The organism is Spirosoma knui (genome assembly GCF_054780635.1).
In genome coordinates this window covers 227,184-241,513 of the sequence record NZ_BAAGVY010000012.1, presented here as the reverse complement: position 1 = coordinate 241,513, position 14,330 = coordinate 227,184, and the positions used below count along the sequence as shown (strand labels likewise).

8 protein-coding genes are annotated in these 14,330 nt (G+C 51.4%); 7 read left to right on the top strand and 1 reads right to left on the bottom strand.

Going from position 1 to position 14,330, the window contains the following annotated elements; genetic code table 11:
- Positions 1–99: 99 nt before the first annotated feature.
- Positions 100–981, top strand: coding sequence for a TraB/GumN family protein (locus ACYVIY_RS22875; RefSeq protein ID WP_460978744.1), 882 nt, complete (start codon positions 100–102; stop codon positions 979–981).
- A 159-nt stretch (positions 982–1,140) separates the two neighbouring features.
- On the opposite strand, the gene ACYVIY_RS22870 is transcribed toward ACYVIY_RS22875, so the two are convergent.
- Positions 1,141–2,367 carry an ABC transporter permease gene (locus ACYVIY_RS22870; RefSeq protein WP_460978743.1) on the bottom strand — a complete coding sequence of 409 codons (1,227 nt, stop codon included), beginning with the start codon at positions 2,365–2,367 and terminating at the stop codon, positions 1,141–1,143.
- 213 nt (positions 2,368–2,580) lie between these two features.
- Here ACYVIY_RS22870 and ACYVIY_RS22865 point away from each other — a divergent pair, with 213 nt between their 5' ends.
- The 6 genes from ACYVIY_RS22865 to ACYVIY_RS22840 all read left to right on the top strand — a co-directional run bounded on the left by ACYVIY_RS22865 (position 2,581) and on the right by ACYVIY_RS22840 (position 14,274).
- Positions 2,581–4,734, top strand: a complete 2,154-nt coding sequence (locus tag ACYVIY_RS22865) for an ATP-binding protein (protein WP_460978741.1) — start codon at positions 2,581–2,583, stop codon at positions 4,732–4,734.
- 30 nt (positions 4,735–4,764) lie between these two features.
- A complete protein-coding gene (locus ACYVIY_RS22860) occupies positions 4,765–5,934 on the top strand; it encodes an exo-beta-N-acetylmuramidase NamZ family protein (RefSeq protein WP_460978739.1) in 1,170 nt (389 codons plus the stop codon).
- Between the two features lie 104 nt (positions 5,935–6,038).
- Positions 6,039–8,093 carry a sialate O-acetylesterase gene (locus ACYVIY_RS22855; RefSeq protein ID WP_460978738.1) on the top strand — a complete coding sequence of 685 codons (2,055 nt, stop codon included), beginning with the start codon at positions 6,039–6,041 and terminating at the stop codon, positions 8,091–8,093.
- A 72-nt stretch (positions 8,094–8,165) separates the two neighbouring features.
- Positions 8,166–9,698: a glutamine-hydrolyzing GMP synthase gene (gene guaA, locus ACYVIY_RS22850; RefSeq protein ID WP_460978737.1), complete on the top strand. Its 1,533-nt coding sequence runs from the start codon at positions 8,166–8,168 to the stop codon at positions 9,696–9,698.
- Positions 9,699–9,961: 263 nt separating this feature from the next.
- Positions 9,962–13,054 carry a two-component regulator propeller domain-containing protein gene (locus ACYVIY_RS22845; protein ID WP_460978735.1) on the top strand — a complete coding sequence of 1,031 codons (3,093 nt, stop codon included), beginning with the start codon at positions 9,962–9,964 and terminating at the stop codon, positions 13,052–13,054.
- A 134-nt stretch (positions 13,055–13,188) separates the two neighbouring features.
- On the top strand, positions 13,189–14,274 hold the full coding sequence (locus tag ACYVIY_RS22840) for a hypothetical protein (protein ID WP_460978733.1): 1,086 nt from the start codon (positions 13,189–13,191) through the stop codon (positions 14,272–14,274).
- Positions 14,275–14,330: the final 56 nt, after the last annotated feature.

The window sequence follows — 14,330 nt, the reverse complement described above, 5'->3', positions numbered from 1 at the left end:
GCGTGTTACTTGCGCTATACTACCTATCTGTTGGTCCACAGGCTGAAATGATTCGTTCCCCGCTTTGGTCGGCTGGTCCGTTTTGCGTACTTTACCTATATGAAAAAACTTCTTGCCACTGGATTATACCTGACCGGCCTGCTGTGGATGGGCGCGAACAGTCTTCCCGCGAGGGCGCAGGATAATGCCTTACTCTATAAAGTTACCGGCCCCGGTCTGGCCAAACCTTCGTATCTGTACGGTACGTTCCATCTGGTTTGCCCAACCGATTTGAACATCACCGATGCGACCCAGCAAGCCATGACTGATGCACAGCAGGTCTATCTGGAACTCGATTTAGACGACCCATCCATGATGATGAGTATGCAGAAGGCCATGCTCATGCCGAACGGAAAAACGGTGAAAGACCTCCTGAAGCCTGAAGACTATACCGTGCTGGATACGTACCTGAAACAGAAAATGAACGTGGGCTTAGCGCAGCTGGGCATGTTGAAACCAATCGGGTTGCTGTCGATGATGTACATGACCGTACTGCCCTGCCAGCCCGCATCCTACGACATGAAATTCGCCGAGATGGCCGCTAAAGACAAGAAAGAGGTGCTTGGCCTGGAAACCATTGAGGCTCAACTGGGCGCGCTGGATAAGATACCGCTGGAGGAGCAGCTCAAGGGCCTGGTCGACATGGCGCGCAAGCCCGAAGAGGCTCAGAAAGAGTTCGCCGATTTGCTGGCTGCTTACAAAGCAAAAGACATGGGCAAACTAATGAGCATGATGAAAACCAGCCAGTTCAGCGGGGGCGATTTTACGCAGTTCGAAGAAAGTCTGCTAAACGAACGGAACACGAACTGGATTCCAATTATTGAGAAAGCAGCCAAAGAAAAACCGACATTTTTTGCCTTCGGTGCCGGTCACCTGGTTAACGAAAAGGGCGTAGTGAACCTGCTACGTAAGAAAGGCTATACCGTAACGCCAGTGCAGTAAGAACCGGGATTGAGCTGATTTGAATTGATTGAACTGAGAGTAAAGGCCATCTGTCCTTTACTGACCGAATAGGGTACTCATTTGCAGATGGAGTTTACATAAACTTTATCAGCAACTGCTAGCATCAGCTAAATCAATTCAAATCAGCTCAATCCCGGTTTACTTTTTAAACGCCAGGGCTTTGACGGGTTGGATGCGGTTGATGATAAACGTCGGAATCCATAGGACCAGCGCAATAAGCAAAATGGCCCCGCCGTTCATCGCCAGAATCGTCGGCCAGTCCCAGGTGATGGGAACGTAGTTCATAAAGTAATTCTTGGGATCGAGGGGAATCAGCTTAAACCGATCCTGAACGAAACACAGGCCGAGTCCAACTACGTTGCCAAGCAGCAACCCCCAGCCAACCATGTTCAGACCAACGTACAGAAACATTCGCCGGATCAGCTGATTGGCTCCCCCTAGAGCTTTGAGCAACCCAATCATGGGCGTTCGTTCCATCATCAGAACAAGCAGCACCGACACCATGTTAAAGGACGCTACGAACGTAATGAGCGTCAGTAAGATAACCATGTTTCGATCCAGCAGCACCATCCAGTCGAATAAAGGTCGATACTGATCGGTAACTCGCGTCAACCGCATGGACGGAGTCATTCGGTTGAAGATGTTGGCAATGGTCGGCTCCAACTGGTCGAAATCGTTCACAAAAATCTCGTAGCTGCCCACCGAATCGGGTCCCCACCGGTTTAGTCGCTGAATCAGCCGAATGTCGCCAATGGCCAGGGTCTTGTCGACCTCTTCCAGCCCCGTTTCATAGATACCCACTACCGTCATTTTGCGCGCCCGTGGCGGATTGCCCAGAAAATAAAGCGGCAGGTTCTGGCCTACTCTTACCTTGAGCTGATTCGCCATGTGCTGACTGATCAGCAGTTGAGTCGAGCCGTTACCCGTATCAGCTCCAACTACCGGCACCGTACCGGCTACCAGCGACTCACGCAGTAATGCCCAGTTGTAGTCCTTGCCAACGCCTTTCAGCACTACGCCCGTCAGCTCGTCTTCGGTTTTGAGGATACCTGCTTTCAAAGCCACCGCCTGTACGTGCTGCACACCCGGAATGCGATTGCCTTCCCGGTACAAGGCGGTATTCAGCGGCAGCGCCGATTCTTCATAGGAGTAGTTGTTCGAAAACTTGGCCACCTGAACGTGTGCACCGAACAGAAAAATCTTTTGCTGAATTGTGCGTTTAAAGCCAAATAAAACGGCAAACGACACCAGCAGGATTGCTAACCCAAGGGCAATGCTAACGATACCTACGCGGGTAACCGTAGCCGAAAAACTACCCTCTGGTGCGTGTCGTACCTTACGGGCCAAAAAAACGGGAACGTTCAAAATAGTGGAGGTTATCTATACCAGGTGTTGTTTGCCAGGTCGGCTAGCTTAGTAACGACAAAACTACGGTTTTTGTGAATGCTGGTTGCCGCTTGTGTACTACATACCAGAGCTACGTTCATTTGTTTGGCCCGGCATTCTGGGGCGGGACGTAATAAGTGGCTATGAAGTGAGCCACTCGCTCTTTAATTTTAGGGTTTAAACCCTTTTTACATGACGTCCCTGGTTCGGCTTGTTCTTCTGTTCGGGTTGTTCGGTCTGTCCAGATCGGCTCGCTCTCAGGAGGTAGTTAACATTGACAGCTTGCCCGCTGACGGTATCTTGCTTAAATCGGGTTGGCGCTGGCACCCTGGCGACAATAGGGCCTGGGCGAGCCCTGAGTTCGATGACAGCCGCTGGGATACGATTCGGCCGAGCAGAAACAGTGAAGATCTTCCTCAGTTTCAGAAAGCTGAAATAGGTTGGTTTCGGTTGAGGTTTGCACTGGATTCGATAGTAGCGCGGGAACCGTTGTCGGCCCAGATTCGCCAGATGGGAGCCTCCGAACTATATATAGATGGTGTTTTAGTGCAGAGATTGGGTAAAGTTGGGCTAAGTGATCGGGAGGAGGAGCCGTTCACGCCTGCTACATGGGAGCGTTATTCATTGCCTTACTTATCGCCCGGACCTCACTTGCTAGCGGTTCGATTATCGCAGCATCACCTTCCCTGGTACGTGCCTAAATTCTGGCATACCTTGACGCCAGTGTTCAGTATTACTATCCTCGCCACAAAAGGACTTGTTGGGCAGGTGGCCAATGGGGTATATACGAGTACCATGCATAACTATATGGTAGCAGGTATATTCCTGATGTTGAGCATTATTCACTTTCTGTATTATTTATACAGGAAACAACGTGTCAATCTGTTTTTTGGGCTGATGGCCTTGTTCTGTTGCGGAAGCTTCGTCCTGGCACAATCATTTTTAGCGGTAACGAATTCGTTGGTGTTTGAATGGGTGTTTTTGGCGCAGGGAACAGTCGTTATGGCTTTTATGATTTTCCTGCTGACCGCGTATTACACATTTCTGCAGCAACCGTTCTCGTGGTTGTTCCGAATCATAGTCGTCGGCCTGATTACGCCCAAAATAATAGCGCATTTCATTCCCTCTCATTCCGTTACAGGCTTGTTCATTACGGCGTTTTCAATCCTTCTATTTTTCGACAGTATTCGAATTAGTGTGATTGCTTTGCGCCAGCGACATCCGAACGCCCGATTTGTTCTGTTCAGTTTATTGGCAATGGTCGCAGTCTTGTTAATTGGAAGCCTTGTCAGTATCGGGGTTAGCTACTACTATCCTGCTTATAGTCGATATTTAGGCAATGTGACGAATCTAGTTTTCTTTTTACTACTACCGCTCAGCTTTGCTGTCATCCTGGCTCGTGACTACGCGCAGACGAACCGTAATCTGGAAGAACGGCTGAAACAGGTGGAACAGTTGTCGACCGAAAAAGAACTAATCTTAAAAGAACAGAACGAAACCCTGGAGCGGCAGGTGGCCGAACGCACGGCCGCGCTGACGCAATCGCTGGCCGATCTGCGCGATACGCAGCAGCAACTGATTCAGCGCGAAAAAATGGCTAGCCTGGGGGAGTTAACCGCTGGTATTGCCCACGAAATTCAGAACCCGCTCAACTTCGTCAATAATTTCGCCGACGTTTCGGTAGAACTCGTTACCGAGCTGAACGAAGAGCGTGAAAAAGGAGCGAACCGGGATGAAGAGCTGGAAACCGAGCTGTTAGGTGATCTGGAGCAGAATCTTCAAAAAATCAGTCAGCACGGAAACCGGGCCGCGGGCATTGTGCGGGGTATGCTCGATCATGCCCGCCTGAACAGTGGTCAGCGGGAGCGTACGGATATCAATGCGCTGGTCGATGAGTATTTACGGCTGGCTTATCACGGCATCCGGGCTAAAGACAAGAATTTTAACGCCCATCTGGTTACTAACTTCGATGCCGGCGCGGGTAAACTAAACGTAGCCCCGCAGGATCTGGGTAGGGTTTTTCTGAACCTGTTTAACAACGCGTTCTACGCCATTCAGGAGCGGTCGATAAAGGATGGAGCAACCCATGTACCTACAGTTACGGTGCGTACGCAGCGACTGACTGATGGGGTCAGGATTGTGGTCAGCGACAATGGTTCGGGCGTACCCGATTCGGTGAAGGAAAAAATATTTCAGCCGTTCTTTACCACCAAACCTACGGGGCAGGGTACCGGATTAGGGTTGTCGCTGAGTTACGATATAATCACAAAAGGACACCAGGGTACGTTGACGCTCGATACATCTAATTCCGGAGAAACCTCGTTTATTATTACACTACCTACTTAAACAACCTCATCTATTCTGTTTCAATCGTCTATGAAGACAGTCATACTCGGTCTGCTCCTGATGAGCCAAATCGTCGTTTCGCAAGCGCAGACACCGATTCAGACGGGCGCTGCCCAAACGGCTTTATACCTGCCGACGTTACAAGGCAAACGGGTGGGTATGGTGGTGAATCAGACATCGATCATCATCCGGTCGGGCAGTACGTCCACACACCTCGTCGACAGCCTGGCCGCATCCGGCGTAAAGATCAAAACCATATTCGCCCCCGAGCACGGTTTCCGGGGGCAGGCCAGCGCGGGCGAAAAAGTAGCCAGCAGCCGCGATGCCAAAACGGGAATCAACATCATCTCGCTGTACGGCAAAAATTACAAGCCTACGCCTGCCCAGCTCGACTCGCTGGACGTAGTGGTGTTTGATATACAGGATGTTGGGGTTCGGTTCTATACTTACATCAGTACGTTGCACTACGTCATGGAGGCCTGCGCCGAAACTGGCAAACCTTTGATTGTACTCGACCGGCCCAATCCGAACGGACACTACGTCGACGGCCCCGTGCTGGATATGAAATTCAAGTCATTCGTCGGGATGCACCCCATTCCCGTCGTTCATGGACTGACCGTAGGCGAGTTGGCCCGCATGATCAACGGCGAAGGCTGGTTGGGCGGAGGCAAAACGGTGAACCTGACGGTGGTGCCGCTCAAAAATTACACCCATCAAACGGCCTATGACTTGCCGGTTGCGCCCTCGCCGAACCTGCCGAATCGCCAGTCGGTCTTGTTGTATCCATCCCTGTGCCTGTTTGAAGGAACGGAGGTTAGTGTGGGGCGGGGTACCGACAAACAGTTTCAGGTGATCGGGTCGCCCAACCCGAAGAACGGCTCGTATCAATTTACGCCAGTCGACAAACCCGGTGCGGTAAACCCACCGAATGAAGGTAAACTATGTTACGGGCTGGACCTCTCGCGGATTGACGCGCGTAGTCAAGGTTTTACGTTGAAGTACCTGATCGATTTTTACAACAAAGCTCCTAATAAAGACAAGTTTATTCTGGGTACTAACTTCATCGACAAGCTCTACGGGAGCGACCAGCTGCGCCTACAGTTACGAGCGGGCGTGTCGGAGGCTGAAATCCGGAAAGGCTGGACGCCGGCTTTAGCGGCTTATAAGGAAACTCGGGCGAAATATTTGTTATACCCTTGACCAATTGGCAGATACGTTACCAACTTTGCAGTGAACGAGTCAATGTCTTTGTATAGATGTAGTTACAACCAATTATGTTTGTACTTCTTTTATACCACCGATTTGTGAAAATTTTACTAGTAGCTCTTTTATTAACGTTCGTTGGACCTCTGGTTAGCAGAGGGCAGGGCACAGTGCTGCTCGATCAGTGGCCCGCCCGGCTTCAGCTGTATCCGCGCGATCAGGCCAACCAGTGTAGTGTCGGCATTGCCGGGCGGGCACCTACTCAGGAGGTAAAGGCGGTTTCGCTGGTCGTTCTCCGGAATCAGCAGCCGTACCGCTACGATCGGGTCAAAGTCGACTCGCTGACTGGTCAGTTTAGGCTTAAACCGGTTATCAACTCGGAATTAAGTGAGTATAGTTTTCGGCTGTTTGCGCACCGTGCGACGGACTCCCTGCAAATAGCGTTCCGCGACAGTATCGTCTGTGGCGATGTATTTCTGATTATGGGCCAGTCGAATGCGGTGGGGCGGTTTGATGCCAACGCGTATCGCAACGAATTTTGCCGCACCTTCGGCGTCAATAACGGCGAGGTGGTGTATAACCCTGCTGATACGGCCTGGTGCCTGACCAATACGTCGGAAGGGGCGAATAGTTTATGGGGCGTAGAGCTACAACGCTTAATTACAACCCACCACGGCATTCCAACCGCCGTGATTAACGGAGCTGCCGGGTCAACCTCTATATTCAACCATGCGGCCCGCGATCCCGATCAACCAGCAACCATCAATAACCTGTATGGGCGGCTGCTGTACCGGGCCCGTAAGGCTGGCGTCGCCGACCGGGCTAAAGCCATGATCTGGCGGCAGGGCGAAGCCGAAGCCGCCAACGAACCTCAGGCGTACGAGCAGACGTTTCCGCGGTTGTACGGGTACTGGAAGCAGGATTATCCCGGCCTGATGAAAGTGTACCACGCGCAGCTGAACTTACTGGCTGAGAACAAGATCGGTGCGGGCGCATTACGGGATTTTCAGCGCCGGTCGAAAACCTTGTTTCCTAACAACGAACCCATGTCCACGGTCGGCCTGCCCGGTTATCAGGGCATTCACTACAGTGAGATTGGGTATCGGCAGTTTGGTCTGGAACTGTATCGCCTGGTCGCCCGTGACTTCTACGTAACGGCCGATACCAGTAACATCAGCTCGCCGAATGTTCAGCGAATTTTTTACAGTACCCCCGAGCAGAACGAGATCGTGCTGGAGTTTGAGCCCAGTCAGGTGATGCGCTGGCCCGCCGATACGGTTATTGTGAACCCGGCGAATGGAACCCGCTACTCCCAAAGCCTGTCCAATTTCTTGTACACTGATTATCCCTACGGCGAAAGCAACCTGATTAAATCCGTTACGGAGCAGGGGAATCGACTGATTCTGAAATTAACAAAATCCATTACGGCCAAAACGCTGACGTACCTGCCGTCGTACTACCAGGATCGGGAGATTGGGTACTACGTCGGACCGCTCATCAAGAACCGTCGGGGGATGCGGGCGCTGACGTTTTATCAGGTACCTATTGCGGCTCCGCTGCCTGTAGCGGCCGATCTGCGCGCTACCCCAATTGATACAAGCGCGATCAAGCTGATCTGGAATGAGAAGTCAGACGGGGTAGAGCAGTGGCTGATTGAACGGGCGGATACGGCCGAAGCTTTCCGGCAACTGGCGCGGGTGCCGGGTTCTGCTACGTCCTACGATGATCAGCGATTGACCAACGGAAGCGATTCGCTCCGGATTGGAAAAGTGTATAAATACCGCATTCGGTCGACTGGCAGCCGAGCGGAGGCTCCGTATTCACCCGTTGTGACGGCCTCGCTACAACTGGTCTTGAGTACCCCCGCCCTAGAACCGCTCAGTGATGAGCCCGCCAGCAACCCGGCCGCCTTGGTATTTCCGAATCCGGCTCGTGATCAGGTTCGGGTACGTTTGCCTATCGACTGGAACGGCGATTCGGTTCTGCTGACCCTGACTGACGAAACCGGCGCGTTGGTTTTACGGCGTACCGACCGGCCTCCGGTTGGCTCATCGACGCTGACGTTCTCGGTGGCCGGGCTGCCCGTAGGCTCGTATGTGCTGTCGTTACAGTACCGCAATGGAGGGGTGCAATGCAGGCTTCTCGTTGAGCATTGAGCCTGCTCGTTGGGATATTGGGTGAAGAGTGTATCGAAAAATGCCCTAACTTTGCATTTTAGAGACCTATTCATGGCCACCGAACAGATTCTAATTCTGGATTTTGGTTCGCAATACACCCAACTCATTGCCCGCCGGGTACGCGAACTGAACGTTTACTGCGAAATCCATCCGTACAATCACATTCCCGAGATTAGTGCTAACGTAAAGGGCATCATCTTATCCGGCAGCCCGTCGTCCGTGCGTGACGCCGATGCTCCGCTGGTTCATTTAGCCGCTTTTCGCCATAAAATGCCGTTGCTGGGCGTTTGCTACGGAGCCCAGTTGCTGGCGCATACGAGCGGGGGCGAAGTGGCTCCTTCGTCGATCCGTGAGTACGGACGCGCCAAACTCGGTACGGTTAACGCCGAAAATCCGCTGCTGAAAGGCATTGATCCACACTCGCAGGTTTGGATGTCGCACGCGGACACCATCACAAGCGTTCCGGAACACTTTAAGGTCATTGCCTCAACCGATACGGTCCACGTAGCCGCTTTTGCGATTGATGGCGAACCGACCTACGGCATTCAATTCCACCCCGAAGTGACTCACTCGCTACAGGGTAAGATGCTGCTACATAACTTCGTCGTTGACATCTGCGGCTGTTCCCAAAACTGGACGGCCGAGTCCTTCGTCGAAACTACGGTTTCGCAGCTTAAGAAGAAATTAGGCGATGACAAAGTCGTGCTTGGCTTATCGGGCGGGGTAGACTCCTCGGTGGCGGCCATGCTCATCCACCAGGCCATCGGCAAAAACCTGTACTGCATTTTTGTCGACAACGGAGTATTACGTAAAGATGAGTTCTCGGGCGTATTGGAGTCCTACAAGACGCTGGGTCTGAACGTAAAAGGTGTTGATGCGAAAGAACAATTCTATACTGCCTTGGCAGGATTGTCTGACCCGGAAGCGAAACGGAAAGCCATCGGCAAAACCTTCATCGACGTTTTCGACCACGAAGCGCACCTGATCGAAGGCGTATCCTGGCTGGGGCAGGGCACAATTTACCCGGATGTGATTGAATCCGTATCGGTTAAAGGGCCTTCGGCTACCATCAAGTCGCACCACAACGTCGGTGGTTTGCCTGACTTTATGAAGCTCAAGGTCGTTGAACCGCTGAATACGTTGTTCAAAGACGAAGTACGTTCAGTGGGGCGTACCTTGGGTTTACCCAAGGCTATCCTGGGGCGCCATCCGTTTCCCGGTCCTGGCTTAGCCATTCGCATCTTAGGCGATGTTACGCCCGAAAAAGTTGAGATTCTTCAGCAGGTAGATGCCTTATTCATCGATGGTCTCAAGCGCGATGGGCTGTACGACAAAGTCTGGCAGGCCGGGGCAATGTTGCTGCCGGTGCAGTCGGTTGGCGTAATGGGCGACGAACGGACGTACGAGCGAGTCGTTGCGCTACGTGCCGTAACCAGCGTCGACGGCATGACCGCCGACTGGGCCCATTTACCCTACGAGTTTCTGGCCAATATATCGAATGAGATCATCAACCGGGTCAAAGGCGTGAATCGCGTGGTGTACGATATTTCCTCTAAACCGCCAGCCACGATTGAGTGGGAATAACGAACGCTGTACAGCACGTAACGTACCCAAGAAATTTAATGGCAACGCAACAGGAGATGGCTTACGCGATCTCCTGTTGCATTTTAAGCAAGCACCAAACGTAACGAATACGCTCATTTAACAGCGATCGGCTGGTTATCATCTGCGACTGATTGCGGTTTGTGCGTCATTCGGATCGGGTACGTAACAACTCATACTCATTTTGTTGCAAGTCAGCAGGAAAAAGCAAAAATTTAAGGTATCCATCCCGTTGCTTTGCCGCTATGAACGCCTTGACCTTACTTACGTTTCGAACTATACGTGTGGTGGGGTGGATGAAGGTAGTTGGAGTAAGCTGGCTGCTGACCTGGGCCGCCGTGGTGACCGCGCAGGATCGTCCTGCGCAGTTTGAGTTTCGGCACATTCAGGAAAAGGATGGGCTGTCGTTTAATGCCGTCAATTGTTTTTTGCAGGATCGTGATGGCTTTCTGTGGGTCGGCACGCTCGATGGTCTCAACCGCTACGACGGCGATAATTTTATCCGTTTCAAGAGCCGCAAGGGAGATGCTAACTCGCTGCCTCACAACACGGTATGGGCGCTTTGCGAGGATCGCGAGGGTAATATCTGGATGACAACAGAAACAGGTATTAGCCGGTATGATAAGTCCACTGGTGCATTCCAAAGCTGGAAAACGGTCCAAGGCCGGGAATTAGGAGTATGCTCAAATATCTTATGCGACCGCAATGGCGATATCTGGTTTACCAGCTCGCAAGCTGGGTTATTTCGTTATGAGGTCAAACGTGGACGAATGGCCTGGTTTCCCTTCAATCCGAGGGATGATGTACGTACGGCTTCGACCCAGATTTGGTGGCAATCGTTACTGGAAGACCCGTTTGGGAATGGCCTCTGGGTAGCCGACAAAAAAGAAGGGCTTCGGTATTTCGATAAGAACCAGAACCGGTTCCTAGAATATGTGAAAGCTCCGGCGCTGAATCAGTATAAAGGCCATGCTATTTCGTCATTGACCCATGACGGTAACCGGTTAATTTTTGCCGACGAGACCGAGAAGCATATTGTTGTGTTTGATTTGCGCAAAGGGAAGGTTGTTAAAACCCTTGTACCTGGCCGCGAACCGGGAAACGACCTACCCGAGATACATTATATTTTCGTAGATCGTCAGCATAATCTGTGGATATGTACCTGGGGCAATACCCTATACTTTGTCGAAGGCGGTACCTACCAAGTTCAGCCGTTAGTTCATCAAGACGCGAATCCATTATCGATTGCGGGTACGTTTTTCTCGGCCGGCTGGCAGCATCCCGATGGTTCAATCTGGCTCGGTACGGTAAACGGTATTTCGATAACTAACCCGAAACAAACCTTTTTTGCGATCTACAACATCAATGCGCTGTTTCCTACTATAAGTGACGAGCAGGGGGGTATCGCTTTCCACGAAGACGAGGATGGCTCGTGGTGGCTCGGGACCGCCAAGCGGGGTTTATTGCATTATTACCCGCAAACGAATCAGTTATCAATTTATAAACTACCAAATGCGACAGCCACGACTCCCTACGGCTCCAGTGTCGTCAACATCATAGCCTACGGCAACGACCTGATTTTGGGTGGTAATGATGCAATTTTTCGGTTTAATAAACGAACGGGCCAGTTTATTAACTTACCCGCACCACCTTATGTAACAGCCGACAAAAAGCTGATGCATGCATTCCTGCTGCAAGGCGATGATTTATGGATTTCGGGCCAGAGTCGACAAGCCTACCGCCTGAACCTGCGTACGGGCCAATGGCGTAGCTATCCGGTTGCGTCGACTGTGGATAATCGAAAATATAAAACCGGTGCTATTCAGCTTGGTCGTAGTGGTGATTTATGGTTGCATACGAATACCGATGGTTTTATGCGATTCTCGAAGCAGCGTGGTCAGTTCGTACCGTATGACGCACCGCCCGACGATAATCAAAATCCGGCAATCCGTAAGACCATAGCTTCCTGTACACAAGATTCGACAGGCATATTTTGGTTGGCGTCGGGTGGGTATGGTCTGCTGCGGTACGATCCTAAGCGTCGTTCGTATGAGCGACTGACCGAAAACGATGGGCTGGCTTACGACCATTGCGGGGCCGCTCTGCCCGATCGTTACGGGCACGTCTGGGTCGGAGCCTATAACCGATTTTCGGTTTATACGCCAAAAACAAGGCAGTTTGCCAACTTCACCCTGCCCTTCAACGAAAGTAGTACCAATTACGATAACCGCCTGTTCCCATTGCGAGACGGTCATATTGTTGGCGCGCTACGGGGGTACTTAGTCGAGTTTTTTCCGGAAAAGTTTGCAAACCGTCCGGCGCAGTTACCCGAAAAAGTGCTCATCAGTCAGGTTAGCATTGGAGACTCGATCTGGCTTAATCACCGAGGGCTAGCCAGTGTTAATCTAAAGGCTGGAGAAACAGGATTTGCTGTACACTTTGCCGCACTGAGCCCTGGTTCGCAAACGCCTTACGAATACATGTACCAGTTAGAGGGATACGACAACTGGAAGCGGGTAGGGGGCGCTGGTTATGCCGTGTATACGAAACTGCCGGGCGGCAGTTATCAATTTAACCTGAAAGCGGTGACCCCCGATGGACGGGAAACGCCCGTCAGTACGTTAGCTATTACTATTGATAGCTATTTCTATCAGACCGATTGGTTCTGGGTACTTGTATTCGTAATCATACTGGGACTGGCGATCGGGTTCCTGAAATTCCGGGCTGATCAGACCATGCAGGTGCACAACTTACAGGTTCAGGCCACTCGGCTGGAGCGGGATAAAGCCGAGATTCAGTACCACAACCTGATCAACCACCTCAACCCCCACTTCCTGTTCAACAGCCTGACCTCGCTCAACAGCCTCATCAACATCAGCCCGCGCGAAGCTTCCAATTTTTTACGGAAACTGTCGACCATTTACCGGTATATTCTGCAAAACAAGGATAAAGAGTTGGTTACGTTAACCGATGAGCTGAATTTTGTGCAACACTACATTGATCTACAGAAGTCGCGCTTTGCCGACGCGCTGCAAATTTCCGTGGATGTACCGGAGAGCTACCGGGAACGGATGATTGTACCGGTCACGATTCAGAACCTGCTGGAGAACGCGATCAAGCATAACACCATTGACGACGAAAGCCCCTTAATTGTTGAGATCTATCCGGAAGGCAATTATTTGTGTGTACTCAATAACGTACAGAAAAAGAATTTTGTGGAAACATCGAATAAGCAGGGATTGGCCAGCCTAAAATCTATGTATCACTACCTCAGCCGCCGGGACATTGAGGTTACTGAAACTGATACGCACTTTCTGGTTAAAGTGCCCCTGCTGTAGCCGTTGCCTCAGTAATCTAAAACGGTTCATTACCAACTAGCTACGGTCGAGATGCTGTTCTGAGCCAGCAAAGGTATTTCTTTTGACGGGCTGGTCTGACCGCTGCATTTTTGGTGCGTAGTAATCATACAACCATGCTTGGGTATATCTTTTTTACAATCACCACCTTATTCTACGTCGGTCTGGCCATGCTAACGGCTTCTAAACCGTCTATGTCTGGCGACAATGGAATGGGCTACGGCCTTGTCTTGGCTTTTTTGGGATTGGGCTTTGCGGTCAGCAGCCTGGCCTTGACTCTGACGATTTCGGCTAGAAGTGGATTTCAGTGGCTGACCACCGATGCCAGCTTACGGACGGCTGCGGCATTGGCGTGCTGGTTATTCGTGGTCATAACGATTTTTTTCTGCGCTGTTTTCAAATGGGAGTGGCACAGTACCGATGATAACACGTACCCTCAGTTTCTGCACGGGATCGCCGTGTGGCACGGCCAGCTTTGGATTCCGTTGCTGTGGTTAGTTGCCTGTTTTTTTGCGCTTAATCCGAACTGGCAGGCCAGCTTTCCGCCCAATCTGTTTAAGATCTCCTTTTTTGCCGCCTTCGCTGTCAGTGCTTTGTACAGTGGTGGGTTGGCACTAGGATACCTGCGGCAAACAGCCCGCGACTCAGAACGGGAACTGGCCGCCCGGAACGAGCAGGAGCAACGATGGCATCAGGAAACGCTGAATTTCATTGCCACTCAGAAGCCCGAAGATCCGATTATTAATGTGCTGGCGCATACCAACCGATTTCAGGACAACGATATTCGTCAGGCGGCCATTGCCAAAGTCAAAGCGCATCCCGATTGGGAATCAGAAGTTCTGGCACTCCTGAAAGAACAATGCTCGTACCGGGAGGTGTATTATTTTCTGGATGGTAACTCCGTTAGTCGCCCGAAAGAGTTCGCGGAGGCACTCAATGAGAGCATTGGCTGGATGGCCTCAACCATAGCTGCCGATATTCGTGACAGCAACAACCTGCAAAACTGGAGCTTTGATATGTATGGAATCGACCGGATGCTGCGGGCTATAGACGAGCAGTTTCAGGGGCAGGGCGTCAACTTTTACCCAAACGTTCTGAAGCTCCAGCAAGCCTTAAACACAACCCCTCCCGAACGGTTTAAGGGTGTTCGATTTACGATAACCGACGTAGTGGATGGGTGGTTGAAGGTTCATAAACAATGAGCGTAAACGCGTATAAAAGACGTATCGTCTCCATTAAAAGCTCAAGATAGTACGTG